This is a genomic window from Aquipuribacter aurantiacus (genome assembly GCF_051216895.1).
GTDB lineage: Bacteria > Actinomycetota > Actinomycetes > Actinomycetales > JBBAYJ01 > Aquipuribacter.
In genome coordinates this window covers 296,166-322,457 of record NZ_JBPKAO010000004.1, presented here as the reverse complement: position 1 = coordinate 322,457, position 26,292 = coordinate 296,166, and the positions used below count along the sequence as shown (strand labels likewise).

General features: G+C 73.9%; 25 protein-coding genes, 2 pseudogenes and 1 riboswitch. Of the genes and pseudogenes, 18 read left to right on the top strand and 9 right to left on the bottom strand.

Annotation, left to right across the window (positions count from 1 at the left end; genetic code table 11):
• The first annotated feature begins 1 nt into the window (after position 1).
• From ACR80Q_RS08185 to sfnG, 5 genes and pseudogenes are all read left to right on the top strand, one after another.
• Complete coding sequence (locus tag ACR80Q_RS08185) at positions 2-1,306, top strand: isochorismate synthase (protein ID WP_435377098.1); 1,305 nt, start codon at positions 2-4, stop codon at positions 1,304-1,306.
• 76 nt (positions 1,307-1,382) lie between these two features.
• Positions 1,383-1,484, top strand: a pseudogene (locus tag ACR80Q_RS08180) (DivIVA domain-containing protein); the annotation flags it as partial.
• 24 nt (positions 1,485-1,508) lie between these two features.
• Positions 1,509-1,637, top strand: a pseudogene (locus tag ACR80Q_RS08175) (DivIVA domain-containing protein); the annotation flags it as partial.
• A gap of 99 nt (positions 1,638-1,736) precedes the next feature.
• Positions 1,737-1,828: riboswitch (SAM riboswitch) on the top strand.
• A 168-nt stretch (positions 1,829-1,996) separates the two neighbouring features.
• Positions 1,997-2,587, top strand: a complete 591-nt coding sequence (locus tag ACR80Q_RS08170) for a flavin reductase family protein (RefSeq protein WP_435377097.1) — start codon at positions 1,997-1,999, stop codon at positions 2,585-2,587.
• Positions 2,584-3,774 carry a dimethylsulfone monooxygenase SfnG gene (sfnG, locus tag ACR80Q_RS08165; RefSeq protein WP_435377096.1) on the top strand — a complete coding sequence of 397 codons (1,191 nt, stop codon included), beginning with the start codon at positions 2,584-2,586 and terminating at the stop codon, positions 3,772-3,774. Before ACR80Q_RS08170 ends, sfnG begins: the two co-directional genes overlap by 4 nt.
• A gap of 70 nt (positions 3,775-3,844) precedes the next feature.
• Here the strand turns inward: sfnG and ACR80Q_RS08160 are convergent, their stop codons facing one another.
• The 3 genes from ACR80Q_RS08160 to ACR80Q_RS08150 form a co-directional block, all read right to left on the bottom strand.
• Positions 3,845-4,693, bottom strand: coding sequence for a sugar ABC transporter permease (locus ACR80Q_RS08160; RefSeq protein ID WP_435377095.1), 849 nt, complete (start codon positions 4,691-4,693; stop codon positions 3,845-3,847).
• A 10-nt stretch (positions 4,694-4,703) separates the two neighbouring features.
• Positions 4,704-6,470, bottom strand: a complete 1,767-nt coding sequence (locus tag ACR80Q_RS08155; protein ID WP_435377094.1) for an ABC transporter permease subunit — start codon at positions 6,468-6,470, stop codon at positions 4,704-4,706.
• A 129-nt stretch (positions 6,471-6,599) separates the two neighbouring features.
• On the bottom strand, positions 6,600-7,913 hold the full coding sequence (locus tag ACR80Q_RS08150; RefSeq protein WP_435377093.1) for a sugar ABC transporter substrate-binding protein: 1,314 nt from the start codon (positions 7,911-7,913) through the stop codon (positions 6,600-6,602).
• A gap of 184 nt (positions 7,914-8,097) precedes the next feature.
• Here ACR80Q_RS08150 and ACR80Q_RS08145 point away from each other — a divergent pair, with 184 nt between their 5' ends.
• Entirely contained in the window at positions 8,098-9,150 is a 1,053-nt protein-coding gene (locus tag ACR80Q_RS08145; RefSeq protein WP_435377092.1) for a LacI family DNA-binding transcriptional regulator, read from the top strand.
• A 60-nt stretch (positions 9,151-9,210) separates the two neighbouring features.
• On the opposite strand, the gene menD is transcribed toward ACR80Q_RS08145, so the two are convergent.
• Both menD and ACR80Q_RS08135 read right to left on the bottom strand, forming a co-directional pair.
• Positions 9,211-11,034: a 2-succinyl-5-enolpyruvyl-6-hydroxy-3-cyclohexene-1-carboxylic-acid synthase gene (gene menD / locus ACR80Q_RS08140; RefSeq protein ID WP_435377091.1), complete on the bottom strand. Its 1,824-nt coding sequence runs from the start codon at positions 11,032-11,034 to the stop codon at positions 9,211-9,213.
• 7 nt (positions 11,035-11,041) lie between these two features.
• Positions 11,042-12,082, bottom strand: a complete 1,041-nt coding sequence (locus ACR80Q_RS08135; protein WP_435377121.1) for an o-succinylbenzoate synthase — start codon at positions 12,080-12,082, stop codon at positions 11,042-11,044.
• A gap of 62 nt (positions 12,083-12,144) precedes the next feature.
• Between ACR80Q_RS08135 and ACR80Q_RS08130 the strand changes: the two genes are divergently transcribed.
• From ACR80Q_RS08130 to ACR80Q_RS08105, 6 genes are read left to right on the top strand one after another with little or no spacing between them, the layout of a single operon-like run.
• Positions 12,145-13,098: a 1,4-dihydroxy-2-naphthoyl-CoA synthase gene (locus ACR80Q_RS08130; protein ID WP_435377090.1), complete on the top strand. Its 954-nt coding sequence runs from the start codon at positions 12,145-12,147 to the stop codon at positions 13,096-13,098.
• A 3-nt stretch (positions 13,099-13,101) separates the two neighbouring features.
• Positions 13,102-13,629: an NUDIX hydrolase gene (locus ACR80Q_RS08125; RefSeq protein ID WP_435377089.1), complete on the top strand. Its 528-nt coding sequence runs from the start codon at positions 13,102-13,104 to the stop codon at positions 13,627-13,629.
• Between the two features lie 19 nt (positions 13,630-13,648).
• Entirely contained in the window at positions 13,649-14,506 is an 858-nt protein-coding gene (locus ACR80Q_RS08120; RefSeq protein ID WP_435377088.1) for a CPBP family glutamic-type intramembrane protease, read from the top strand.
• A gap of 30 nt (positions 14,507-14,536) precedes the next feature.
• Entirely contained in the window at positions 14,537-15,895 is a 1,359-nt protein-coding gene (locus ACR80Q_RS08115) for an AMP-binding protein (protein ID WP_435377087.1), read from the top strand.
• Positions 15,892-16,335 (top strand): PLD nuclease N-terminal domain-containing protein, encoded by a 444-nt coding sequence (locus ACR80Q_RS08110; RefSeq protein ID WP_435377086.1) that lies wholly within the window; start codon positions 15,892-15,894, stop codon positions 16,333-16,335. Before ACR80Q_RS08115 ends, ACR80Q_RS08110 begins: the two co-directional genes overlap by 4 nt.
• Positions 16,332-17,204 carry a 1,4-dihydroxy-2-naphthoate polyprenyltransferase gene (locus ACR80Q_RS08105; protein ID WP_435377085.1) on the top strand — a complete coding sequence of 291 codons (873 nt, stop codon included), beginning with the start codon at positions 16,332-16,334 and terminating at the stop codon, positions 17,202-17,204. The genes ACR80Q_RS08110 and ACR80Q_RS08105 overlap by 4 nt, the downstream gene beginning before the upstream one ends.
• 45 nt (positions 17,205-17,249) lie before the next feature.
• Here the strand turns inward: ACR80Q_RS08105 and ACR80Q_RS08100 are convergent, their stop codons facing one another.
• Entirely contained in the window at positions 17,250-17,456 is a 207-nt protein-coding gene (locus tag ACR80Q_RS08100) for a PLDc N-terminal domain-containing protein (protein ID WP_435377084.1), read from the bottom strand.
• Between the two features lie 60 nt (positions 17,457-17,516).
• Between ACR80Q_RS08100 and ACR80Q_RS08095 the strand changes: the two genes are divergently transcribed.
• The 3 genes from ACR80Q_RS08095 (at position 17,517) to ACR80Q_RS08085 (ending at position 20,009) form a co-directional block, all read left to right on the top strand.
• The gene (locus ACR80Q_RS08095) at positions 17,517-17,876 is read left to right on the top strand and encodes a DUF4229 domain-containing protein (protein ID WP_435377083.1); all 360 of its coding nucleotides are present in this window, start codon (positions 17,517-17,519) and stop codon (positions 17,874-17,876) included.
• Positions 17,873-18,283: a globin gene (locus ACR80Q_RS08090; protein WP_435377082.1), complete on the top strand. Its 411-nt coding sequence runs from the start codon at positions 17,873-17,875 to the stop codon at positions 18,281-18,283. Before ACR80Q_RS08095 ends, ACR80Q_RS08090 begins: the two co-directional genes overlap by 4 nt.
• Positions 18,284-18,359: 76 nt before the next feature.
• Positions 18,360-20,009, top strand: a complete 1,650-nt coding sequence (locus ACR80Q_RS08085; protein WP_435377081.1) for a glycoside hydrolase family 13 protein — start codon at positions 18,360-18,362, stop codon at positions 20,007-20,009.
• Between the two features lie 69 nt (positions 20,010-20,078).
• Here the strand turns inward: ACR80Q_RS08085 and ACR80Q_RS08080 are convergent, their stop codons facing one another.
• On the bottom strand, positions 20,079-20,510 hold the full coding sequence (locus ACR80Q_RS08080) for an acyl-CoA thioesterase (protein ID WP_435377080.1): 432 nt from the start codon (positions 20,508-20,510) through the stop codon (positions 20,079-20,081).
• A 78-nt stretch (positions 20,511-20,588) separates the two neighbouring features.
• Between ACR80Q_RS08080 and ACR80Q_RS08075 the strand changes: the two genes are divergently transcribed.
• From ACR80Q_RS08075 to ACR80Q_RS08065, 3 genes are all read left to right on the top strand, one after another.
• Positions 20,589-21,101: a DUF5709 domain-containing protein gene (locus ACR80Q_RS08075; protein WP_435377079.1), complete on the top strand. Its 513-nt coding sequence runs from the start codon at positions 20,589-20,591 to the stop codon at positions 21,099-21,101.
• Between the two features lie 37 nt (positions 21,102-21,138).
• Positions 21,139-22,017: an acyl-CoA thioesterase gene (locus ACR80Q_RS08070; RefSeq protein WP_435377078.1), complete on the top strand. Its 879-nt coding sequence runs from the start codon at positions 21,139-21,141 to the stop codon at positions 22,015-22,017.
• 67 nt (positions 22,018-22,084) lie between these two features.
• Entirely contained in the window at positions 22,085-22,732 is a 648-nt protein-coding gene (locus ACR80Q_RS08065) for an alpha-ketoglutarate-dependent dioxygenase AlkB (RefSeq protein ID WP_435377077.1), read from the top strand.
• Positions 22,733-22,862: 130 nt separating this feature from the next.
• On the opposite strand, the gene ACR80Q_RS08060 is transcribed toward ACR80Q_RS08065, so the two are convergent.
• Both ACR80Q_RS08060 and ettA read right to left on the bottom strand, forming a co-directional pair.
• The gene (locus tag ACR80Q_RS08060; RefSeq protein ID WP_435377076.1) at positions 22,863-24,191 is read right to left on the bottom strand and encodes a DUF2254 domain-containing protein; all 1,329 of its coding nucleotides are present in this window, start codon (positions 24,189-24,191) and stop codon (positions 22,863-22,865) included.
• A 367-nt stretch (positions 24,192-24,558) separates the two neighbouring features.
• On the bottom strand, positions 24,559-26,244 hold the full coding sequence (ettA, locus tag ACR80Q_RS08055; RefSeq protein WP_435377075.1) for an energy-dependent translational throttle protein EttA: 1,686 nt from the start codon (positions 26,242-26,244) through the stop codon (positions 24,559-24,561).
• Positions 26,245-26,292: the final 48 nt, after the last annotated feature.

Genomic DNA, 26,292 nt, shown 5'->3' with positions numbered 1-26,292 from the left:
GATGTCGAGCACCATGGCAGACCACGCCGAGCCGGCCGCCCGTCCTGGCGCCCGGCTCGTGTCACGCACCGTCGAGATCGACGACCCCGGCCCGTTGCTGGAGCTGCTGCCCCCCGGGCAGGCCCCGTTGTCCTGGGTGCGGCGCGGCGAGGGTCTCGTGGGCTGGGGCGAGACCGCCCGGGTGAGCACGACCGGCCCCGACCGGTTCGCCGCCGCCGAGCGGCGGTGGCAGCGGCTGCTGGCCGGCGCCGTGGTCCGCGACGACGTGGGCCTGCGGGGCACCGGTCCGGTGGCCTTCGGGTCGTTCGCGTTCGCCGACGGCTCGCCCAGCACCAGCCAGCTCGTCGTCCCGGCGACGGTCGTCGGGCACCGGGACGGGCGCTGGTGGCTGACGAGGACCACCCTCACCGACGGCAACACCGACGGCGTGATCCCGGGACCGGTCGACGGGCCGCCGCCCGTGGCGCCCGCCCCACCACGACCGGGCCCGGTCGCGTTCGCCGACGGCGCGGTGAGCAGCGCCGCCTGGGAGGCACTGGTGGAGGCCGCCGTCCGCCGCATCGAGGCCGGCGAGGTGGCCAAGGTCGTCCTGGCCCGGGACCTGCTGGCCCGCACCGGGTCCCCCCTGGACCCGCGCGCGCTGCTGCGGCGCCTGGCGGACGCCTACCCCTCCACCTGGACGTTCAGCGTCGACGGACTGGTGGGCGCCACCCCGGAGATGCTCGTCCGCACGCAGATGCGGCTGGTCGCCTCGCGCGTGCTGGCCGGGACCATCCGCCGCACCGGTGACGACGCCCACGACCTGGCCCTGGCGGCGTCGCTGGCCCGGTCGAGCAAGGACCTGGGCGAGCACGAGTACGCCGTCCGCAGCGTGGTCGAGGCCATCACCCCCTTCTGCGCCGGCACCAACGTCCCGGAGTCGCCGTTCGTGCTGCACCTGGCCAACGTCATGCACCTGGCCACCGACGTCACCGGCGTCCTGCGCGACGACGTGTCGAGCCTGCACCTGGCGGCCGCCCTGCACCCCTCGGCCGCGGTCTGCGGGACGCCGACGACGGCCGCGGCCGCCCTCATCGCCGAGCTGGAGGGCATGGACCGCGGTCGCTACGCCGGGCCGGTGGGCTGGCTGGACGCGGCGGGCGACGGCGAGTGGGGCATCGCGCTGCGGTGCGGCCAGCTCGACCCGGACGGCCACGAGATCCGCCTGTTCGCGGGCTGCGGCATCGTCGAGGGGTCGGACCCGGCCGCCGAGCTCGCGGAGTCGACCGCCAAGTTCGTGCCGATGCGCGACGCCCTGGCCGGCTGAGCCGAACGGATGGGACCGGGCACCGTCGGGCCCGTCCCGCCGCCCCACCCGGCCGTGGCGCGAGAGGATCGGGGCCATGACCCTGACCGTGGACGCCGTCCGCAGCCGGACGTTCACGACGACCAAGTGGCGTGAGGGCTACGCCGCCGACGAGGTGGACGCGTTCCTCGACCGGGTCGCCGACGCGCTGCAGCAGGTCCACGTGGGCCGACCCACGACCCTCACCGCGGAGGAGGTGGTGGCCGTCCGGTTCGCCCCGACCAAGTTCCGCACCGGCTACGACCAGGACGAGGTCGACGACTTCCTCGACGAGGTCGTGCTGACCCTGCGCGGGGACGGCTGACCCGACCGGCACGACCGCCGTCCCAGACGCCGAGACGGATCGACCGGGACCTGGACAGGACCCGCCCGGTCTGCCACCTTCGTCCTGCAACCATCCAGAGCGACCGAGAGACCTGGCTCGTAGACGTCGCAGCAACCCCCGGCAACGGGTGCGGGTGCTTCCGCCAGGACCGATGGAGGAGCAACCGATGTTCAGCACCCCTCTCGTGCGTCGACGTGCCGTCGACCTGCTGCACACCTGCTCCGCGGTCTGTCCGTCCTGAGCCGACCACCTCGCTCGGACCTGCACCGGACCACCTGACCGCACGAGCCCGGGCCGCCACGGCGCCCGGGACCAAGGAGCTCACCGTGACCACCACCCCCGCCTGGGGTGGACCCGCGGTGGACCTTCGGCGCGCGTTCCGGCTCGACGCCTCCAGCGTCTGGGTCGTGACGTCCGCGCACGAGGGCTCACCCGTCGGGTTCACCGCCGTGTCCGTCGCCTCGGTGTCGATCTCGCCGCCGTTGCTGTCGTTCAACGTGTCCCGCACCTCCTCCAGCCTGGGCACGCTGCTGCGCTCGGGCCGCTACGCCGCCCACCTGCTGTCAGCGGACCAGGAGGACGTCGCACGCCGGTTCGCCGCCGACGCCTCCCGGCGCTTCACCGAGGAGACCACCTGGTCCTGGGCCGACGACGGCCTGCCCCACGTCCACGGGACGGTGACCCGGGTGTCGGGGGCCGTGCTGCGACTCGTCGACGCCGGGGACTCCCTCGTCGTCCTCGGGGAGGTCCACGACGTCCGCGACGACCTCGACCTCCCCGGACCCGCCGACCCCCACCTCGCCCGGGGCGGGTACGGCGTCCGGCCGGCCCACCGGTCCGGGCCGCTGGTCCACCACGACGGCCGCTACACCCGTACCGCGGCGCCCGCCGCACAGCTGACCGGAGCCGTCGCATGAGCACACCGTCTTCGCGTCCCGACGCCCCCTCCGAGCCGCTGCGCTTCGCCTACTGGGTGCCCAACGTGTCCGGCGGGCTCGTGGTGTCGACGCTGCCGCAGCGCACCGAGCACTCCCCCGCCTACAACGTCGACACCGCCCGGGCGGCCGAGGCCGCGGGTTTCGACTACGCCCTCACCCAGGTCCGCTACGGCGCCTCCTACGGGGCGGACTCCCAGCACGAGTCGACCTCGTTCTCGCTGGCGCTGCTGCTGGCCACCGAGCGGCTGACGGTCATCGCGGCCGTCCACCCGTACTTCTGGCCGCCGACCGTCCTGGCCAAGTGGGCCGCCACGGCCCAGGAGCTGACGGGCGGACGCCTCGCGCTCAACGTCGTGTCGGGCTGGTTCAAGGGTGAGGCCCTCAGCCTGGGCGCGACCTGGCTGGAGCACGGCGAGCGCTACCGGCAGTCGGAGGAGTTCATCGACGTGCTGCGCGGGGCGTGGACCACGGACGACTTCACCTACCGCGGGGACTACTTCCGGACCCGGGACCTGACGTTCCGACCACGACCGGACGTGCTGCCGGAGATCTTCCAGGGCGGCAACTCGACCGACGCCCGGCACATGGCCGGGCGGGCCAGCGACTGGTACCTCATGAACGGGGCCGGGTTCGACGCGGTCGCCGAGCAGGTCTCGGAGGTGGGTGGGTACGCCGCGGCCGCCGACCGACGGGTGCGGTTCGGCCTGAACGGCTTCGCGGTGGTCCGCGACACCGAGGCCGAGGCCCGGCAGGTCGTCGAGGACATCGTCGCCCACGCCGACGTGGCCAAGGTCGAGGGGTTCCGCGACGCCGTGCAGCAGGCCGGGAGCAGCACGCGCGACGGCAGGGGCATGTGGGCCGACAGCGACCTCACGGACCTGGTGCAGTACAACGACGGGTTCCGGACCGGGCTGATCGGCACCCCGGAGCAGGTCGCCCGGCGGGTGCTGGCCTACCGGCTCATCGGCGTCGACCTGCTGCTGCTGGGGTTCCTGCACGTCCGGGAGGAGGTGCAGGCCTTCGGCGAGCGGGTCATCCCGCTGGTGCGCGAGCTCGAGCGCGAGGTCGCGGCGGTGGCCGACCCGGTGGCCCACCTGGGGCTGGAGACCGAGCTCGCGCACGCCCTGGGCGCCGCGCGGCAGCCGGGGGTCGTCGTCCCCGCTTAATCGGCCCGACCCGGTCCTGGGGGCCGCGGACGGGGGCGCCGCCCCGGGTCCTGACCGGTGCGGGGTCGCCCTACTTGACCGAGCCCGCCGTCAGCCCGGAGACGATGTACTTCTGCAGCCACTGGAACAGCAGCACGGGCGGGATGGTGCCGAGCAGCGCCCCGGCCGCGAAGAAGCCCCAGTTGGCGTTCAGCTGGCTGCTGACCAGCTGGTAGAGCCCGACGGCGAGGGTCTGCGACTCCGGGGCCGTGAGCAGGATGCTGGCGACGAGGAACTCGTTGAGCGTGGTGATGAACGCGAGCAGCACGACCACGGCCAGGACCGGGGCGGACAGCGGCAGCACCATGGTGAAGAACACCCGGGCGTGACCCGCCCCGTCCACCTTCATGGCCTCGTCGAGCTCCTTGGGGATGGTGTCGAAGAACCCCTTGATGAGGAACGTGCTCACCCCGAGGGCGCCGCCCATGTAGACGAGGATGAGCCCGACCGTCGTGCCGAGGCCGATGCCGGGGAACAGCTGGCCGATCTCGAACACGAGCAGGAAGATCGCGATGGCGGCGAGGATCTGCGGGAACATCTGGATGAGCAGCAGGCCCAGCAGCCCCACGCGCCGACCGGCGAAGCGGAACCGGCTGAACGCGTACGCGGACAGGCTGGCGACGAACACCTGCGCCACCGCCGTCACCGTGGCGACGAACAGCGTGTTCACGTACCAGTTGGCGTACGGGTACACCGGTGAGCGGAACAGGTCGCGGTAGTTCTCGAGGCTGATGTCGCTGAACAGCGCGTTGCTGGCCGTGAGCGTGCCCGCGGGGTTCAGCGACGCGCTGACGACGAAGACGATGGGGAACAGCGCGAACACGAGGGCCGCGAGGCCCACGAGGTGACGCCAGCCGGTGTCGGCGAACCACTTGGTCATGTCCAGCCCCTCAGTTGATCTCTTCGAGCGAGCGGGTCTGACGGAAGCCGAGCGCCGAGATCGTCGCGACGATGGCGAAGATGAACACGCTGATCGCGCAGGCGAAGCCCCACTGCTGGCCGCCGCCGCTCTCGAAGCCCAGCGTGTACACGACGTGGATGAGCAGGTCGGTGCTGCCGATCGTGATGGGCGCGGTCGGGATGTTCGGGCCGCCCCCGGTCACGAAGTAGATGAGCGTGAAGTTGTTGAAGTTGAAGGCGAAGCTGGCGATGAGCAGCGGCGCGACGCTCACCATGAGCAGCGGCAGGATGATGGAGCGGAACACCCGCAGCGCGCTGGCCCCGTCGACCCGGGCCGCCTCCTTGACGTCGTTCGGGATGCTCTGCAGCGCCCCCGTGCAGACGAGGAACATGTACGGGAAGCCCAGCCACAGGTTGACGAGCAGGATGCTGGCCTTGGCCAGCCAGGGGTCGTTGAGCCACTGGATCTCCGCCCCGCCCAGCAGGACCTGGTTGACGAACCCGAAGCTCGGGTTGAGGAAGCCCGCCCACAGCAGCATCGACATGAAGCTCGGCGCGGCGTAGGGCAGCAGCAGCAACGACCGGTACACCTTCCGGCCCCTCATCCGCGGGTTGTCCAGGGCCATGGCCAGGGCCACCCCGAGCAGGAACGTGAGGACCACCGACAGCGCCGCGAACGCGAACGTCCACGCCAGGACCTGCAGGAACGGCCCGCGCAGCCGGTCGTCGGTGAACATCCGCTCGAAGTTGGCGGTGCCCACCCCCACCCGCCAGCCGGGGGTGAGCGCCTGCCCGTCCCCGTCGACGTAGAAGCCGCGCGTCTGGTCGGCGGAGTAGGTGGTGCCGTCCCGGGAGTCGGTGAGGGTGTCGGTGGCCTCGTCCCAGCTGAGCAGCGGCAGGTTGACGTAGGCGACCCGACCGTCCTGGGTGCGCAGGCTGCCCTGGTCCGGGTCGTCCGCGTCGAGCGGGACCCGGAAGCCGACCACGGCCTGCTGCCGGTCGGCCAGGTCGGACAGGGCCAGGCTCTGCCAGCCGGCCAGCGCGGTGGCCCGGCCGTCGTCGTCCAGGGTCAGGTCGTCCTCGGCGACCTCCTGCAGGCCCGCCGCGGTGCCGAGGCCGACGACGCCGTCGGGGTCGGTGAGCAGGAACGCCAGCTCCTCGTCGTCGGCGCCCGCGTCCAGGGCCGGGTCGTCGCCCGCGTCGGGCTGCGCACCCACGCCCGGCTCGGCGGCGGGGTCGTCGACGTCCGCGCCGACCCCGGGGGCCGGGGCCGCGCCGCCCTCGCGGACCAGGACGGTCACGGCGTAGGCGGGGCTGTCCGGCACCCGCTGCTCGGAGACCGCGAGGATCTGCTCGCGGGCGGTCGTCTGGTTGATGGTGTGGGCGTCGCCGTAGTTGGTGAACGCGATGAACCCGGTGTAGAGCACGACGAAGACCTGGAACACGAGCAGGAACAGCAGGCCCGGGTACAGGTACTTGGCCGGGACGTTCCGCCTGCTGAAGTAGACGTAGTCCGCCACGACGAGGGCGAGGGTGAGGAACGCGACGAAGCCCCAGTTCTGCGCTCCGACCGCGACGAAGACCGCGAACACGCCCAGCGCGTTGACGACGGCCATCAGGACGGACTTGAGCAGCAGGCCGGTGAGGAAGCCCGGCGGTCGACCGCCGGGGCGGCGGCTCGGGACGGGGGGCTCACCGGGCGGCGGGGCCGAGGGCGGGTCGCCCGCCGGGCGGGCGGGCGTCAGGGTGCCGGACAACACGGCCTCCGCTTCGTCGAGGGGGTGCGTGGGTGCCGGGCGTGGGGGCCTGGCGTGGTGACCCCGGGGTCGCGGTACGGGACCGCGACCCCGGGGCGGCTCAGGTGGTGCAGGAGGTGCAGGAGGTGCCTAGGAGCCGGCGATGTTCTCGCGGATCCGGGTGGCGGCGTCGGTGACGAGGGTGGCCGGGTCGCCCGCGCCGAGCAGGATGTCCCGCTGCGCGTTGCCGAAGTCGCCCCAGACGCTGTCCATGGCGGGGATGTTGGGCAGGGGCTGACCCTCGGCGCCGTACTCGCCGAACCCGGCGATGATCGGGTCGGAGGCCACCTCGTCGAACACGGAGGTGTACGCCGGCGGGCGCTGGCCGTTCTCGTACAGCGACCGGGCGACGTCCTCGGTGCCGAGGTGGTTGAGGACGAAGTCGTTGGCGACGAGCGGGTTCTCGGCGTAGGCGGAGACCATGAAGCCCTGGACGCCCACGAACGGCTGCGAGGGCTCGCTGCTGGCGGCCGGGATGGGCTCGACGACGAACTCGACGCCACCCTCCTGGAAGGCCGCGACGTTCCAGGGGCCGGTGATGGCGTACGGCGCGCGGCCGCTGGCGAAGGCCTCGCTGGCGATGTCGAAGGTGACGTCGGCGTTGAGGTAGCCGGCCTCGCTCCACTCGCCCAGCTTGGCCGCCATCTCCAGGCCGCCCGCGTTGTCGATCTGCAGGTCGTCGGCGTTGTAGCTGCCGTCGGCGTTGGTGCCGAAGATGCTCGAGCCGAACGAGGTCTGGATCGGGTAGAAGTGGAACACGTCGCCCGCGTCGCCGACCTGCAGCGCCACCGGCAGGTCCGCCTCGCCCGCGTCGACCAGCGCCTGGCCCTCCTCCAGCATCGACTGGAAGTCGGCGGGGGCCTCCGGCGCAAGGGCGGTGTTGCGGAACAGCGCGATGTTCTCCACCGCGTACGGCAGGCCGTAGGTGAGGCCCTCGTAGCTCATCGCCTCGACGGCGACCTCGGAGAAGTTGCCGGCGGAGTCGCCGAGCTCCAGCGGGGAGACCGCGCCGTTGGTGACCAGCTGGCCGAGCCAGTCGTGGGCGCCGACGATGATGTCCGGGCCCTCGCCGACGGGGCCGCGCGTGATGAGGCTCTCGCGGATGATGCCGAAGTCGAGCTGCTGCACGGCGACGGTGAGGTCGTTCTCCTCGCCGAAGGCGTCGCCGATCTCCTGCACGATCGGGGCGCGGGTGTCGTCGGTCCAGATGACGAGGTCGGCGTCGGCGCGCTCGATCGGCGCCTCGCTGCCCTCGGGCGACGACTCGGCCGCCGCCTCGTCGCTGGGCTCGGCCGCCGGGGCCGCGCTGGGGTCGTCCACGGGGTCGGTGTCACCACTGCCGCAGGCGGTGGCCAGCAGCGTGAGGCCGGCGAGGGCCGCCACGACCGGGATGCGTCGTCGCATCGGGGATCTCCTTTGATCGGCCCGCTCGTCCGTCGAGCGGCTTGGCGCAACGTAGCAACCACCTACGCAAGACAGAAGGGTCTTGCGCGCACATCCTCGATTGCGTTACCCGATCTTGACCTCCTCGACCCGCCGCGGGTCATTGTCCTTGCGCTGGCGTTGCGTTTGGTGCCAGATTCGCGGGATGACCACCCTCGACGTCATCGCGGCCGAGGTCGGGGTGAGCCCCGCCACCGTCAGCCGCGCGCTGCGCGGCAAGAACGGCGTGAGCGAGGCCGTGCGGCAACGCGTCCTGGCCGCCGCCGAGGCGGCCGGGTACGTGGCCAGCAAGCGGAGCACGGGCATCGACACCGACGTCGTCGGGCTGATCGTCCCCGAGCTGGACAACCCCGTGTTCCCGGCCTTCGTCCAGCGGATGCAGACGCTGCTGGTGCAGCAGGGGTACACCCCGCTCGTCGGGTCGCAGTTCACGCCCGGGGTCAGCGAGGACGAGTGGGTCGAGCTCATGCTGGGCCGGTCGATGGCGGGGCTGGTCGTGGTGTCCGGGATGCACGCCGACACCACGGCACCGCCGGACCGCTACCACCGGCTCCGTCGCCTCGGGGTGCCGCTGGTGCTGGTCAACGGCTTCGTGCCCGACCTGGACGCCACCTTCATCGCGACCGACGACCAGACCGCCGTCGAGATGGCCGTGCAGCACCTGCTGACCCTGGGCCACCGCACGATCGGCCTGGCGGTCGGTCCCGAGCGCTACACCCCGGTCGTGCGCAAGGCCGCGGCGCTGGAGCGCCTGGTGGCCGCGCGGGCCCGTACCGGCGACCCGGTCGTGGGCCTCGTCGAGCACTCCCTGTTCACCATCGAGGGTGGCCAGGCGACCGGACGACGGCTGATCGAGGCCGGGTGCACGGGAATCGTCTGCGCGTCGGACCCGATGGCGCTCGGGGTCATCCGCGCCGCCCGCAGCATGGGGCTGTCGATCCCCCACGACGTGTCGGTGATCGGCTTCGACGACTCCCCCGTCAACGCGTTCATGGACCCGCCGCTCACGTCCCTGCGTCAGCCGGTGGGCGACATGGCGTCGGTGGCCATCACCGCCCTGGTCGAGCAGCTGCGCACCGGCCAGCACCCGACGACGGAGTACCTGTTCGCCCCCGAGCTGATCGTGCGCGGCACCACCGGTCCGGTGCTGCACACCTCCCCCAACGCCAACCGCGACCACCTGCCCGTCGCCCGCTGACCCCCGGCGTCCCACGCGACCCTGCCGACGGGGCGGTCCGGTCCCGACGGGACGGGCCGTTCAGTCGAGGGCGGCGGCCCGGGCGGCGTCGGCGACGGCCCGGGACAGGACCCGCGTGCGGCTGCGGTCGACGGCGACCTCGAGCACCTGGCTGCTGCCGTCCCAGTCCTGGAGCACCTCGTCCAGCTCGGTCTCGGTGCTGACGAGGCGGTGCGGGACGTGGTGGGCGCGGCACAGGGCGGCCACGTCGACGTCCTGCGGGGTCGCGAAGAAGCGCTCGTGGACCTCCGCGAACCGGTCCTCGCCGTGCTCGAGCAGGCCGAAGATGCCGCCACCGCCGTCGTTCGCGACGACCACCTGGACCGGGGGCCGCTCCTCGGTCGGGCCCACCAGCAGGCCGTTGGCGTCGTGCAGGAACGTCAGGTCGCCCACCAGGGCGCGCACCGGCGTCGCCCGGCCCAGCGCGATGCCCGACGCGGTCGACAGCGACCCGTCGATGCCGGACAGCCCGCGGGAGGCGTGGACCAGCGGCTGCTCGACCGAGTGGTCCATCACCAGGTCCAGGTCGCGCACCACGCTGCTGGCGCCCACGAACAGGTTCGGGCCGTCCACCGGGAGCCCCTCCTGCGCGCGGGCCACGGAGCGCGCCACGTGCAACCCGCTCAGCCCGCCCCAGGTGTCGAGGACGACGTCGACGGCCTGCCTCGCCCGCCGCCCCGCCAGCACCCAGCGCTCGAGCCACTCCAGGTCCGCGGCCAGCGCCATGCGGGCCATCACGGCGGCCACCCGGCGGTGCTCCCGGCCGGGGCCACCCTGTCCGGTCAGCGGCACGTGGACCACCTCCACGTCGGGGCGGGCGAGCAGCCGGGTCACCGGCCGGGTGAGGGTCGGCCGGCCGTAGACCACCACCCGCTCCACGTCGGCGCCGAGGCCGGGCAGGTCGAGCAGGTGGCGGTAGGCGGAGACGGCGGCGGTGCTGGGACCGGCGTCGGAGCCCGGTTCGGCCAGCAGCGGGAACGCGCTGGGGTCGGCCAGCAAGCGCGCCTCGTACCCCTCGCCGTCGCCGGCGACGACGACGGTGCGGCGCCGCGACCACATCAGCAGCTGTCCGCCCGGGCGCTCCGGCAGGTAGCTGGTGTCGAGCTCGTCGGCGTCGTCGTCCGCGTCGTCGGGGACGTCCGGGTCCGGGGTGGCTGCGTCCTCACCCGCGCCGTCCACGGCCTCCACGAGGATGGCCTCGGCCTCGGCCATCACCTCGTCGAGCTCGGGGTCCGGGGTGCCCGGCTCGTCGGGCTGCGGTCCGGCCGGGGTCCACGTGAGGTCGTCGGGCACCAGCGGGTCGTCGAAGCCCACGTCCAGGTGGACGGGGCCGGACGCCCAGTCGTAGCGGCCCTGCTCGTCGTGGCCGGAGGCCCGGTCGACCAGACGGGCCACCACGGCGGCCCAGTCGACGGCCTCGTCGGAGGCCTGCAGGTCCAGCGACAGCAGGGCGGCGTCGGTGAACGCCCCCGCCTGCAGCGGCGTGGTCTGGTTGGCCCAGGTGCCGCGCAGCGCCTCCGGCCGGTCCGCGGTCAGCACCACCAGCGGCACCAGTCCGTGCCGGGCCTCCCAGACGGCCGGGAGGAGGTTGGCCACCGCGGTGCCCGACGTGGTGACCACGGCCGCCGGCCCCGTGCCCTTGCCGATGCCGAGGGCCGTGAACGCGGCCGAGCGCTCGTCGACACGGACGTGGACGCTCAGCAGGCCGGCGGACTCCGCGGCGTGCAGCGCGTAGGCCAGCGGGGCCGAGCGGGACCCGGGGCACAGCACCACGTGCTCGACCCCGCCGTCGACGAGTCCCTGGACGATGGCCCGGGCCGCACGCGTCGAGGGGTTGTCGCTCACCCGCCGATCATGCCCGCTCCCCCACCCGGGCATCGTCGCCGGCACCCCGCAGCACGGCGTGGCAACGGGTGAGCCGCTCGCGCCACCACTGCTGCCGCGGGGGCGGGACCGCGTGACGGGCGAGCAGGTCGGGGTCGGGGACGACCGGTCCGACCCGGACCTGCCCGTCGACGGGCAGCAGGGGCGCGGTGGTGACGTCGGCGGCGAGCAGCGCCGCGGTGCCCAGGCCCGCCGCCCTGGGCGCCCCCGGGAGCGCTGCGGCGGCGGCCACCCCCGCGGCGAGGCCGACCGAGCTGTCCAGCGCCGAGGACACGGTGAGGCCGACGCCGTGCCGGGCCTGCAGCACCTCGGCCACCTCGAGCAGACGTCGCACACCCCCCAGGGGGGCGACCTTGACCACCACGACGTCGGCGGCCCCGGCCAGCGCGACTGCGAACGGGTCCTCGGCGCGTCGGACCGACTCGTCCGCCGCCACCGGCACGTCGAGGCCCGCCGCGGCCAGGCGGACCCGCAGCCGGGCCAGGTCGGCGACCTCGGCGACGGGCTGCTCGGCGTAGTCGAGCCGGTACGCGGCGAGCGCGGTCAGCGCGTCGACCGCCTGGTCCAGGTCCCAGGCACCGTTGGCGTCGACCCGGATCGCGGCGTCGGCCCCCAGCACGGCGCGCACCGCCGCCACCCGGTCGAGGTCGTCGGCCAGGGTCTGCCCCCGCTCGGCCACCTTGACCTTGGCCGTGGTGCAGCCGGGGAAGCGGGCCAGCACAGCGGCGACGTCGGCGGCCGCGACGGCCGGGACGGTGGCGTTGACCTCGACCGTGGCGCGCAGCGGCGCCGGCCAGCCGTGGTGCGCAGCCTCCAGGCACGCGGCCAGCCAGCGGGCGGACTCGTGGTCGTCGTACTCGACGAAGGGGGCGAACTCGCCCCAGCCCGCGGGCCCGTCGACCAGCAGGACCTCCCGCACGCCGACGCCCCGGAAGCGGGTCCTCAGCGGGAGGGAGACGACGTGCACCCGGTCGGGGTCCGGCAGGTCCGGCGTCGTGGGGTCCGGCAGCGTCACCACCCCAGTGTGAGGGGAGCGGGTCCCCGGGTCCGACGCGGCCGTAGGCTCACGCCGTGCCCTCGTTGCCTCACGTCTCCGACACGTTCGACCCCCAGGTGTGGCGCGAGGTCGACCCGACGGAGCTCGGCCGCGATGCCCTCACCGACATCACCTACCACCGCTGCGTGCTGCCCGGTCCGGCCCGCGGCACGGTGCGGATCGCCTTCGACCGGCCCGAGGTCCGCAACGCGTTCCGCCCCCACACCGTCGACGAGCTCTACGCCGCCCTGGACCACGCCCGCCGCAGCGCCGACGTGGGCTGCGTCCTGCTGACCGGCAACGGCCCCAGCCCCAAGGACGGCGGCTGGGCCTTCTGCTCCGGCGGCGACCAGCGGATCCGCGGTCGCACCGGGTACCAGTACGCCGACGGTGACACCGCGGAGACCGTGGACGCCCGGCGCACGGCGGCCGAGGGGGGCCGGTTGCACGTGCTGGAGGTGCAGCGGCTGATCCGCACCATGCCCAAGGTCGTCGTGGCCGTGGTGGGTGGCTGGGCCGCCGGCGGCGGGCACTCCCTGCACGTGGTGTGCGACCTCACCGTGGCCAGCCGCGAGCACGCCCGGTTCAAGCAGACCGACGCCGACGTCGGCAGCTTCGACGCCGGCTACGGCTCGGCCTACCTGGCCAAGATGGTCGGGCAGAAGAACGCCCGCGAGATCTTCTTCCTCGGCCGCACGTACGACGCCGACCACATGCAGCGGATGGGCGCGGTCAACGTCGTCGCCCGGCACGTCGACCTCGAGCGCGAGGCCCTGCAGGTCGCGGCCGAGGTCAACGGCAAGTCCCCCACCGCGCAGCGGATGCTGAAGTTCGCGTTCAACCTCACCGACGACGGCCTGATGGGCCAGCAGGTGTTCGCGGGCGAGGCGACCCGGCTGGCGTACATGACCGACGAGGCCGTCGAGGGCCGCGACGCGTTCCTCGACAAGCGCGCACCGGACTGGTCCGCGTTCCCCTGGTACTACTGACTCGTGGACGAACCGCGGGTGCCGATGCAGGTCCTCGACCGCGAGGCGGCCCGGGTCCTCGTGGTCGACGGCCGGGGACGGGTGCTGCTGTTCGAGGGGCTGGACCCCGCCCACCGCGAGGGCGGCTCATGGTGGTTCACGCCCGGGGGCGGGATCGAGGGCGAGGAGTCGGCCGAGGAGGCCGCCCACCGGGAGCTGTGGGAGGAGACCGGGCTGCGGGACCAGTCGCTCACCGGCCCGGTGGCCGAGCGCCGCAGCGAGTTCGCGTTCGACGGGTTGCTGTACCGCCAGCACGAGCTCTACTTCGCCGTGGTCCTGCCCGACCCGGAGGTGCTCGTGGCGCCGGTCGCGCACACCGACCTGGAGGTCAGGTCGGTCCTGCGCTGGCGCTGGTGGAGCGCCGCGGAGCTCGTCACGACCCCCGACCGGGTGTACCCCGACTGGCTCGCGGGCTGGCTCGGACAGACCGTTACCGAAGGGTTGACGAACCGTTACCCGGAAGGGGCCTCCCCGGTTCGTGGGGCCGACTGAACGTTCTTAGGCTGTAGGGGTGGACATCCTGCTCGCGGCCGTTGTCGCGCTCGCCGCTGTTGCCGGGTGGACGGCGTGGGAGTCCTCGATGGCCGCACGGCTGCGGCGGGACCGGCGACCGCTGGTCGCCCGCAACGCCGCCGTGGCCGGCGCCCACCGGCTGAGCGTCGTCGCCCACCTCGGCCTGGTCGGCCTGGCGGTCGCGTTGGCCGCCCTGGTGCAGGTCCCCCTGTGGTGGTCCCCGGTCGCGGTGGCCACCCCGTCGCTGGGCGCCGTCGTGACGGGTGCGCTGCTGCTGGTCGCGGGCGGGTGCGTGGGCTGGGCCGCCCGGCGCAACCGGCTCCCGCGCGACCGGCGGGCCCTGCTCGCCGTGGTCGCCACGGCCGTGGCGACCGAGGTCCTCCTGCGCGGCCTGCTGCTGGGCCTGCTCGACGCCGCGGGCTGGCCGGTGACGGCCGCCGTGCTCGTGGCCGCGGTCGCCACCGGGCTGCTGCAGGCCTGGCGCGCCGGCCCCGGGAGCCGGACGTTCGGCCTCGTGCTGGCGACCGTGCTGGGCTTCGCCCTCGGCCTCGTCGTCGTGCTGGTGGGCAGCGTCCTGGCCGCCGTGGCGATCCACGTCGTCGTCGCCACCCTCGGCCTGGTCCGCACGGTGCCCGGCGCCGGGCACACCGCCGGCTGCGGCTGCGGGGGCCACGACCACGACGCCACCGGCACCGCGACGTTCACCACGGTCCCCGGCGACCCGGCCACCCCGGTGCCCGGCGGGACCGCCGGCACCGCGGCCGGTGGTCACGACCACACGACCTGCGGCAGCACCTGCGACCACGCCGGGACCAGCGCCTGCGCCTCCTGCCCGCTGTCGAAGGCCCGGGTCTGACCCGGCCCCGATCGTGACCCCGGACGGCGTGTGAGCACGGACGGCGTGCCGCCCCGGGCGGTGCAGGCCGTGCCCGTGACCGGGGCGGACGGCCTGGTCCTGCTCGACCCGCTCCGTGCGGCGATGTCCGGGGCCGGTCCGGCGGTGCACCCGCACGCCGCCGGCACCACGCCGGCCCCGACGGCCGTCGCCCCTCTCGCCACGACCGAGGACGACAGCACCGACCCCGTCGCCGCCGTCGTCTCCACCACCGGCTCCTCCGGCACCGCCAAGCACGTGCTGCTGCCCGCCTCCGCGCTGCTCGCCTCCGCCGCGGCGGCCCACGACCACCTGGGCGGGGCCGGCCGCTGGCTGCTGGCCCTGCCCGCCCACACCGTCGCCGGGGTGCAGGTGGTCGTGCGGTCGCTGGTCGCGGGCACCCGACCGGAGGTGATGGACCTGACGGCCGGGTTCGACGCCGCGGGCTTCGTGGCCGCCGCGTCCACCATGTCGGTGCCCGGGGCCCGCCCCGGGCGCAGGTACACCTCGCTGGTCCCGACCCAGCTGCGACGCCTGCTGGACGCGGAGCCGTCGACGGGCGCGGCGGCGGCGCTGCGGGGGTTCGACGCGGTCCTGGTCGGCGGCGCGGCCCTCGACCCAGCGCTGCGCCGGCGGGCCGACGACGCCGGGGTCCGGGTGGTCGCCACCTACGGAATGACGGAGACCTGCGGGGGCTGCGTCTACGACGGCGTCGCGCTGCCCGGGGTCGAGGTGAGCGTCGTGGCCCCGACCGGCGACGGCCCCGGGCGGGTGGTGCTCAGCGGGTCGGTGGTGGCCCGGGGGTACCGCCGCGGGCCGGCGGTCGCCGGGTCCCGGGTCGACGGCTCAGAGGCCGCCTGCCTCACCGGCGAGGACCCCGACGGCGAGGGTTTCGCCGGTCGGGATCGGGGGCGGCGGTCGTTCCGGACGGCCGACCGGGGCGAGCTCGTGGACGGCCGGCTGGTGCTGCACGGGCGGATGGACGACGTCGTGGTCAGCGGCGGGGTCAACGTCGCCCTGGACGCCGTGGCCCGGTGCGTCCTGGGCCTGCCCGGGGTGGCCGACTGCCTCGCCGTCGGCGTCCCGGACCCCGAGTGGGGCCGGACGGTCGCGGTCCTGGTGCAGCCGCAGCCGGGCTCGACCGGCCCCTCGCCGGAGGCCCTGCGCGCCGCCGTGCGCGCCGCCCTGGGCCGCGCCGCGGTCCCCAGGACGGTCCTGCGGGTCCAGGCCCTGCCGCTCACGGGGGTGGGCAAACCGGACCGCGCCGCCGCCGTCCGGGTGGTGCTGCAGGGCCCCCGGGACGCAGCACGGCCCGGACTGGGGGACGATGTGGGGCCGAGCACCCACCGACCCGAGGAGCCCACCGCGTGAGAAACCTGATCATCCCGGCGCTGGTCCTCGCCTTCACGGTCTACTGCCTGATCGACGTGCTGCGGTCGGAGGAGTCCGGAATCCGCGGCCTGCCCCGGCTGCCGTGGGTGTTCGTCGTGCTGCTGTTCCCGGTCGCCGGTGGGGCCGCGTGGTTCCTGGCCGGCCGCCCCCGCGGCACCAAGGTCCCCGGCGCCGACCGGATCGCCCGTCCCAAGCCTCGGGTGCTCGGCCCGGACGACGACGCGGACTTCCTGCGGACGATCGACCGCCCCTCCCCCGTGGCCCCGGTCGAGCCCGTCGACCCGCCTCCCGCGGCACCGGCGCCTCCCGCTCCCCCGGCCTCGCGGCCCGACGCCGACGGGCCGACCGACGGGCACGACACGAACGAGGGGCACGAGGGCCACGAGGGCCCGGCCGGTCAGGACGACCGCCGCCCGTGACGACCGTCACCCAGTGGGTCGTCGGTGCGCGACCCCGGACGCTCCCGGCTGCCGTGGCACCCGTGGCGGCCGGCACCGGGGCCGCCGCCGGGCTGGACGCGATGGACGTGCCGGCCGCCGCGCTGGCCCTGGTCGTCGCGCTCGCGCTGCAGGTGGCGGTCAACTACGCCAACGACTACTCCGACGGGGTGCGCGGCACGGACGAGGACCGGGTGGGCCCGGTCCGCCTCGTCGGCCAGCGCCTGGCCGCACCACGCGCCGTGCTGACCGCCACCGGGGTGTCGTTCGCCGTGGCCGCCGTGGCCGGCCTCGCGCTGGTCGCCCGCAGCGGGCAGTGGTGGCTGCTGCTGGTCGGCGCGGTCGCGATCCTGGCGGCCTGGTTCTACACCGGCGGGCCACGGCCGTACGGCTACGCCGGCCTGGGCGAGGTCGTGGTCTTCGTGTTCTTCGGGCTGGTCGCGGTGCTCGGCACCACCTACACCCAGGCCGGCACCGTCGACGTGGGGGCCTGGGCCGGCGCCGTGGGGGTCGGGTCGTTGGCCTGCGCGCTGCTGGTGGTCAACAACCTGCGCGACATCCCCACCGACACGGTGGCCGGCAAGCGGACCCTGGCGGTGCGCCTCGGCGACCGGTGGACCCGACGGCTGTTCGTGCTGCTGCTGCTGACGCCGGTCGTGTGCACGCTGGTGGCCGTCCTGGCCTCGCCCTGGTCGCAGCTCGCCCTGTTCGCCGTGCCGCTCGCCGTCACACCGCTGCGGGTGGTCAACAGCGGGGCCACCGGGCGCGGGCTGGTGCCGGCCCTGGGTGCCACCGGGCGGTACAGCCTGGTGTTCGGCGTGCTGCTGGGCGTCGGCCTGGCGCTGGGCTGACGCGTCGCGGCGGGCGACGGCCCGGAGCACCGGGCCGGGATCGCCTCAGCGGCGCCGGCCCACCGGGTCGAACGCCTCGGGCCGACCGCTCCACAGCCACAGCAACGGGCCGATGACGGGGACCAGCAGCACCACCAGGACCCACGCTGCGAACGGCAGCCCCCTCACCTGGGTCGGCGAGGTCCGGATGCAGTCGATGAGCGCATAGACGTGCAGACCGACGACGACGAGGACCACGAGCAGGCGGAGCATCCCCCCAGGGTACGGGTGGGCCTGCACCGGCGCCTCTGCCGGCGCACCTACCCTGGGGGCATGCGACCGGTCGCCGTCTACTCGGCCCTGCGCCTCGGGTTGTTCCTGGCGGCGCTGCTGATCCTGCGCGTCCTCGGCGTCAGCGGGATCCTCTCGCTGGTGATCGCCCTGGTCCTGGCGATGCTGCTGTCCTTCATCGTCCTGCGCCGCCAGCGCGACGCCGTGACCCGCGCCCTGATGGAGCGCAAGGCGGCCGCCGGACGGCCGTCGGCCGAGGCTCCCCCCCGCGCCAGGTCACGGTGGTCCTTCGGCGGGCGGCTCGCGGAGGACGCCGCGGTCGAGGACGCCGCGGTGCAGGACGCCGCAAGGGACCGGCGGACCACCCGCCCGACCGACGGCCCGGCAGGAGACCCGCGATGACCGCCCCCGACGACCTGCGCCGCCAGGAGAGCTTCTACGACAGCGTGGGCGGCGCGGACACGTTCCGCCGACTGGTCCACGAGTTCTACGTCGGGGTCGCCGGTGACGAGGTGCTCCGGCCGATGTACCCCGAGGAGGACCTCGGCCCGGCCGAGGACCGGCTGCGGATGTTCCTCGAGCAGTACTGGGGCGGGCCGACGACGTACTCCCAGGAGCGCGGTCACCCGCGGCTGCGGCTGCGGCACGCACCGTTCCGGGTGACGCCCGACGCACGGGACCGCTGGCTGCGGCACATGCGGGTCGCCGTGGACTCCCTCGACCTCGCGCCGATGCACGAGGCGGTGCTGTGGGACTACCTCGAGCGGGCCGCCCACTCGATGCTCAACACGTTCGACGACCCGGCCTGAGCCTCCACCTGCCGCCGGCAGGCCCTCCACCAGCCGTGATGACAGCGCTTGCACCGTTGTGCCACCCTCGTCGCCCGTGACTGAGTGGTGGCGCGACGCTGTTGTTTACCAGGTCTACCCGCGGTCCTTCGCGGACGCGAACGGCGACGGGATCGGTGACCTGCCGGGCATCACCTCCCGGCTGCCCGCGCTCGCCGAGCTGGGTGTCGACGCGGTGTGGCTGTCCCCCTTCTACCCCTCCCCGCAGAACGACGCCGGCTACGACGTGTCGGACTACCGGGACGTCGAGCCGATCTTCGGCACCCTGGACGACGCGGACGACCTGATCGGCACGGCGCACGGTCTCGGGCTGCGCGTGGTGGTCGACATCGTGCCCAACCACACCAGCAGCGAGCACCGCTGGTTCAAGGCCGCGCTGCAGGCCCCTCCCGGCAGCGTCGAGCGCAACCGGTACATGTTCCGCGACGGCGCCGGCGAGGACGGGTCGCAGCCGCCGAACAACTGGCGCTCGGTGTTCGGCGGGTCGGCCTGGACCCGGGTCACCGAGCCCGACGGCACCCCGGGCCAGTGGTACCTGCACCTGTTCGACTCCACCCAGCCCGACGTCAACTGGGACAGCCCCGACGTCCACGAGGAGTTCGCCGAGACGCTTCGGTTCTGGCTGGACCGCGGGGCCGACGGGTTCCGCATCGACGTCGCGCACTCCATGATCAAGGAGGCGGACCTCCCGGACTGGGAGGACGACGACAGCCCGATGGGCGGCACCGCCGAGATCACCGAGGACCGTCGGCCCCCGATGTGGGACCAGGAGGGCGTCCACGAGATCTACCGCGAGTGGCGGAAGATCGTCGACTCCTACGACGGTGACCGGATGCTCGTCGCCGAGGCGTGGGTGACGCCCTACGAGCGCCTGGCCCGCTACACCCGTCCCGACGAGCTGCACCAGGCGTTCAACTTCGACCACTGCGTCGCGCCGTGGCGGGCCGCGGACCAGCGCGGCGTGGTGACGACGTCGGTCGAGGGGTCCACCGCGGTGGGGGCCCCCGCGACGTGGGTGCTGAGCAACCACGACATCGTCCGGCACGCCAGCCGCTTCGGGTTCCCGCCCGCGTCGCGGGGCCTCGGCGGCATCGGGCCGGACGACCCGCAGCCGGACCCCGTCCTGGGCCTGCGCCGCGCCCGGGCCGCCACCGCGTTCATGCTCGCGCTGCCCGGCTCCGCGTACCTCTACCAGGGCGAGGAGCTCGGCCTGCCCGAGCACACCACGCTGCCGGGTGACGTGCGGCAGGACCCGTCCTGGCACCGCACGAACGGCGAGGACACCGGCCGGGACGGCTGTCGTGTCCCGATCCCGTGGGAGGCCGACGCCCCGTCGTTCGGCTTCGGCGCCACGGCCGGCACCTGGCTGCCGCAGCCCGCCGTCTACGGTGAGCTGGCCCGCGACCGGCAGGAAGGCGTCGAGGGCTCCACGCTGGAGCTGTACAAGGCGGCGCTGCGGCTGCGCCGCGAGCACGGGCTGGGCCTCGGGGACAGCCTGGACTGGGTCGAGGACCGCTGCGGTGAGCAGAGCCTCGGCCTGCGTCGCGGCGACGTCCTGGTGCTGGTCAACTTCGACGGCGAGCCGCTGGCCGTGCCGGCCGGCGCCGAGCTCCTGCTCGCGTCGGGGCCGTTGGACGGCGACGGCCGGGTGCCCACCGACACCACCGTCTGGCTGCGCACGAGCTGACCGGGGCGTCGTCGGCCGGCGACGCCCCCGACGCCCCTCGGACCCGCTGCGGTCCGGGGGGCGTCCTCCTCAGCGGCTGCCGCGCCGGAACTGCACGTCGGGACCGGTGAGGGTCTGCAGGAACTCGCGCTCCTCGCCGGTGATCCGTCGCGGCGCCGCGGCCGAGAAGGAGTACATGACCATGGTCGAGGCCGAGCGCGCATGGACCGTCCGCTCGTCCCCGGACCTCGTGGCCACCTCGTACCCCAGGTCGAAGCCCGCCCCGCCGATCCGCGTGACCCACACGTCCACGTGCACGCCGTCGGAGCGGTACTGCAGCGGCACCAGGTACTCGACCTCGTGGCGGACCACCAGGGTCCCGGTGTCCGGACGGGCCTTGACCAGCGCCAACGCCTCGATCCGGGCCTGCTCGGTGTAGCGGAAGAACTCGGTGTTGTTGACGTGGCCGTAGGCGTCCATGTCGGACCACCGCATGGCGACGGGGACGGAGACGGCTGGCATCCGCCGATCCTGTCAGGGTCTCTGCCCCAGGACGACCACCGACGCATGGTGGACCCACGAAGGGGGTACCCCGTCCTCATGAGCGAGCAGCCCGAGCAGATGGACCAGATCGACTCCGACGCCGTCGCGTCCCTGGACCCCGACGAGGTGTCCTACGACCAGGACCTGGCCCTCGGCGAGGACGGCGAGGAGGACGTGGCCCAGCGCAGCTACGTCCCCAACGACCGACCGCTGGCTGTGGGCCAGCACGGCACCACCGCGCAGGAGCAGCACGACGGCAGCAGCCTGGAGGAGCGGGTGGCCGCCGAGCTGCCGGACGTCGACGGGGAGCGCCCCGGCGACGAGGTGCTGCCGAGCGACCAGCCGCTCACCGACGCGATGGGCGAGGACGTGTCCGCGGAGGACCTGGTCGTGACCGACGAGGACGACACCGAGGTCGGCGACCTGCGCGCCGGCCGCCTGGTGGAGCCGGACGAGGGCGTGCGCCAGGACACCGACGCCGACCTGGTGGCCGAGGACGTGGGGATCGACGGCGGCGCGGCCAGCGCCGAGGAGGCGGCCATGCACGTGGTGGCAGACCCCCGCACCTGAGGCGGTCGGGGGACGGGCGCCCGGTAGGTTCGCGGGCGTGACCGAGCGCCCCTCCCCCGAGTCCCTCCGCGACAGCCTCGTCAGCGACCTGCGCCTGCAGGCCACCGACGACCCGGACCGGTTCGTCGGTCAGAACGTGCTCCAGCCGTTCGGCCGGGTGTTCGGCGGTCAGGTGCTGGGCCAGTCCCTGATGGCCGCCGGTCGCACCGTCGAGGCCGACCGGGCCCCCCACAGCCTGCACGCGTACTTCCTGCGCCCGGGGGACCCCGAGGTGCCGATCGAGTTCTCGGTCGAGCGGCTGCGCGACGGCCGGTCGTTCAGCGCCCGCCGGACCCACGCCCTGCAGCACGGTCGACCCATCCTGTCGATGATCGCCTCGTTCCAGCTGCCCGACACCGGCGTCGAGCACTCCGACCCCATGCCCGACGCACCGGCCCCGGAGGACGTGCCGACCACGGCGCAGGTGCTGGCGGGCATCGACCACCCGGCGGCGGCCTACTGGTCGCACGAGCGGCCGATGGACATCCGCAACGTCGACGCGCCGATCTTCCTGCGACCGGCCGAGGACCGCTCCCCCGACAGCGCCGTCTGGCTGCGGACCACGGCCGGGCTGCCCGAGGAGCCGTTGCTCCACGCGGCCGTGCTGGCCTTCGCCAGCGACTACTCGTTGCTGGAGGCCGTGCTGCGCCGTCACGGCGTCGCGTGGTCCGACCCCCGGCTGAAGATCGCGAGCCTCGACCACGCCATGTGGTTCCACCGGCCGGCCCGGGCCGACGACTGGCTGCTCTACACCCACCACAGCCCGTCGGCGTCGAACGCGCGCGGGCTCGTGCAGGGGTCGATGTTCGACCGGTCGGGCCGGCTGCTGGCCACCGTCGCCCAGGAGGGCATGGTCAGGATCGCTTCCCGCGGCTGACCCCGGGGACGCCCCGACACACCCGCAGGACTAGTACACCTGTTCGAACGAGGCGTACGGTGTCGTCATGGAGATCGCCCTGCAGCCGTCGTTGTTCGACGAGGTCGACGCCACGGCCGAGCACGCGGGGCCGTCGCTGGGCGTGCTCGGCGGCACCGTGCAGCGGACCGTGCTGTCCGGGGGCGCCTGGGTGGACGTGCGGCCGGGCTGGGTGAGCGACTCCGCCGAGGTGTTCTCGCGCCTGGTCGAGCGGGTGCCGTGGGTGGCCGAGAAGCGGCAGATGTACGACCGGGTGGTCGACGTCCCACGGCTGCTGTCCTGGTACGGCGAGCAGGACACCTGGCCGGACCACCTGCTCGAGCAGGCGCGCGACGCCTTGAACGCCTACTACGAGGCCGGTGAGCGCGAGCGGTTCGTGTCGGCGGGGATGTGCTTCTACCGCGACGGTCGCGACGGGGTCGCCTGGCACGGCGACCGGATCGGGCGCAGCCGCTCCGAGGACGTCATGGTGGCGATCGTGTCGTTCGGGGCCCCGCGGGCCCTGCTGCTGCGGCCCGTCGGCGGCGGCGACACCGTCCGTCACGTGCTCGGCCACGGCGACCTGCTGGTGATGGGTGGGTCGTGCCAGCGGACCTGGGACCACAGCATCCCCAAGACGGCCCGCGCCGTGGGGCCCCGGATCAGCGTCCAGCTGCGTCCGCGCGGGGTCGCCTGACGCTGCCGGCGCCGGGTCGGGCCAGGTCGGCTCGGCTCGGCCTCGGTTCGGGGCGGCTCGGCCTCGGTTCGGGGCGGATCGGGGCGGCTCGGGGCGGCCGGCTCGGGTCAGCCCAGCCCGCCCCGCCGGCTCAGACCGCGACCGGTCCGCGCAGGTCAAGCAGCGTGCCGGTGGCCCGCGCCCTGACCCGTGCGAGGTCGTGGGGGTGCGGGTCCCCTCGCTCGAAGTGGGCGACGAGGAGCTCGAGCTGCTCGACCAGGTGGGCGCGGGTCGACGCGTCGGCGCCCGCCCCGACACGGCCGAGGACGTCGACCGTGCGCATGACGACGTCCGGGTGGTCGAGGGCATAGGCGCGCATGGCGTCGACGAGCATCTCGACCAGGTCGGTCAGCACCACGGCCGGCGCGACCACCCGGACGGCGCCGTCCTCGTCGAGCCGGGCCGGTGACGGCATCCGACGGCGGGCCATCGCGGCGAGGCCGTCCGAGAGGTCGTCGAGGGCGTTGACGGCCGTGTACGGGTCGTTGGTGCCCGGCGACAGCGCCCGCACCGCCAGCTCGACCAGCTGCTGGGTGGCGAACTCGACGTCCTGGAACGGGCTCCGGGCCGCGGCCAGGGGAAGGTACCGGCGGACGGCGGCGGTCACGGCCTCCTCGTCGGCGACCCTCCCGTGGACCCGTGCCAGCACCCCCTGCTCGGTGACGTAGGAGCCGGGACGGACCACCAGCTCGATGACGACGTCGTCATCGGTCGCCCGCTCCAGCAGGTCGTCGGTGCTCACCCGCAGGACGTAACCGCCACGGCCGGCGCGGACGGTCGTGACGGGCGTCGTGGCCAGGGCGGTGGCCACGAGTCCGGGCGTCTCCGGCGGCAGGGGACCGTCGCCCAGCTGCTCGGGGTACAGGTCCTCGACGACCGTCCGCAACTCACCGTGGACCCGCTTGGCGAGCGTCCACACCTGGATGGACTCGCTGATGTGGTGGATGAACCAGACGAGGACCCCGATGCTGATCACCGCCAGCAGCACGGCCCCGTTGACGGCCAGCTGGGGGACGAAGGGTTCCTCGTCGCCGCCGTCCAGGGTCCGGATGGACCGCAGCACGAGCAGGGCGTAGAGGTAGGTCGCGACGTACGTGCCGAGCACCAGCTGGTTGCCGCGGTCGGCCATGAAGTTGCGGACCAGGCGCGGGCCGTAGCTGGACGACGTGAGGGCCAGGACCGCGATGGTGATCGAGAAGGTGGTCGAGGCCACGGCGAGCATGGAGCCGGCGATGGCCGACAGCAGGTCGCGGCTGCCGTCCGCGCCGACCAGGTACACGATCGTCCCGGCGCCCTCCCAGGAGTCGGAGTCCAACGACTCGTCCAGCGCGATCAGGCCCTGGGCGGTCGCGGCCGCGAGCAGGCACAGCAGCCCCGGGACCAGCCAGAACGTCTCGCGGAGTCGGACCAGCACAGCCATGCCGACATGGTCCCGACCGTCGGAGCGCCCGCCGCTCAGGCGCGCCGCACGCGCCGCCACAGCCGCATCACGGCCACCCCACTGGCACCCCACGGGCACCCACGGGCACTTACGGCCACCCCACGGGCACCCACGGCCGGTTGTGGGACCACCGCGGGGTCGCGAGGGCCAGGACGGCCCGATCCGGTCCCACAAACGAGAACGGCGAGGAGCCGGCGGGGGCGGGAGTGGGGCGGGGGTGGGAGCGGGGTGGGAGTGGAGCGGGAGCGGGCGCGGCGATCAGGGGGCGAGCACGTCCGGGGGCGGACGCAGCGAGGGGCGGCAGGCCCGGGCCTGCCGCCCCTCGTGCGTGCTCAGGTCTCCCGCGTCAGTCGCGCGTGAGCTTGCGGTGGGTGACCCGGTGCGGCCGGGCCGCGTCGATGCCGAGCCGGTCGACCTTGTTGGCCTCGTAGGAGGCGAAGTTGCCCTCGAACCAGTACCACTTGGCCGGCTCCTTCTCGTCACCCTCGTAGGCGAGGATGTGGGTGCAGACCCGGTCGAGGAACCAGCGGTCGTGGCTGATGACCACGGCGCAGCCGGGGAACTCCAGCAGCGCGTTCTCCAGCGAGCCGAGGGTCTCGACGTCCAGGTCGTTCGTCGGCTCGTCGAGCAGCAGCAGGTTGCCGCCCTCCTTGAGCGTCAGCGCCAGGTTGAGGCGGTTGCGCTCACCACCGGACAGCACGCCCGCGGGCTTCTGCTGGTCGGGCCCCTTGAAGCCGAACGCCGACACGTAGGCCCGGGACGGCACCTCCACGTTGCCGACCTGGATGTAGTCCAGCCCGTCGGAGACGACCTCCCACAGCGTCTTCTTGGGGTCGATGCCACCGCGGGACTGGTCGACGTAGCTGATCTTGACGGTGTCACCGACCTTGACGGTGCCGGCGTCGGCGTCCTCGAGACCCACGATGGTCTTGAACAGCGTGGTCTTGCCGACGCCGTTCGGGCCGATGACGCCGACGATGCCGTTGCGGGGCAGCGTGAACGACAGCCCGGAGATGAGCTCGCCGCGCTCGTCGAAGCCCTTGTGCAGGTCGTCGACCTCGATGACCACGCTGCCCAGGCGCGGGCCCGGCGGGATCTGGATCTCCTCGAAGTCGAGCTTGCGGGTGCGCTCGGCCTCCAGCGCCATCTCCTCGTAGCGGGCCAGCCGCGACTTGGACTTGGTCTGGCGACCGCTGGCGTTCATGCGGACCCACTCGAGCTCGTCCTTGAGCCGCTTGGCGAGCTTCTGGTCCTTCTTGCCCTGGACCTTCAGCCGCTCCTGCTTCTTCTCCAGGTAGGTGGAGTAGTTGCCCTCGTAGGGGTATAGCCGGCCGCGGTCGACCTCGGCGATCCACTGGGCGACGTTGTCGAGGAAGTACCGGTCGTGCGTGACGGCGAGGACGGCACCGGCGTAGGCGGCCAGGTGCTGCTCGAGCCAGTTCACGCTCTCGGCGTCCAGGTGGTTGGTGGGCTCGTCGAGCAGCAGCAGGTCCGGCTTGGACAGCAGCAGCTTGCACAGCGCGACCCGGCGCCGCTCACCCCCGGACAGGATCGTCACGTCGGCGTCCGGCGGCGGGCACTGCAGGGCGTCCATCGCCTGCTCGAGCTGGCTGTCCAGGTCCCACGCGTCAGCGTGGTCCAGGGCCTCCTGCAGCTCACCCATCTCGGCCATAAGGGCGTCGAAGTCGGCGTCGGGCTCGCCCATCAGGGCGCTGATCTCGTTGAACCGGTCGAGCTTGGCCTTGATCTCGCCCAGGCCCTCCTCGACGTTGCCGAGGACCGTCTTCTCCTCGTTCAGCGGCGGCTCCTGCAGCAGGATGCCGACGCTGTAGCCGGGCGACAGCCGGGCCTCCCCGTTGGACGGCGTGTCCAGGCCGGCCATGATCTTGAGGATCGTCGACTTGCCGGCCCCGTTGGGCCCGACCACGCCGATCTTCGCGCCGGGGTAGAACGACATCGTGACGTCGTCCAGGATCAGCTTCTCGCCGTGGGCCTTGCGGGCCTTGTACATGGTGTAGATGAATTCCGCCACGGTCCCCAGGCTAGGGGGTGGACCGGGCTGCCACCGCCCGCAGCCCGG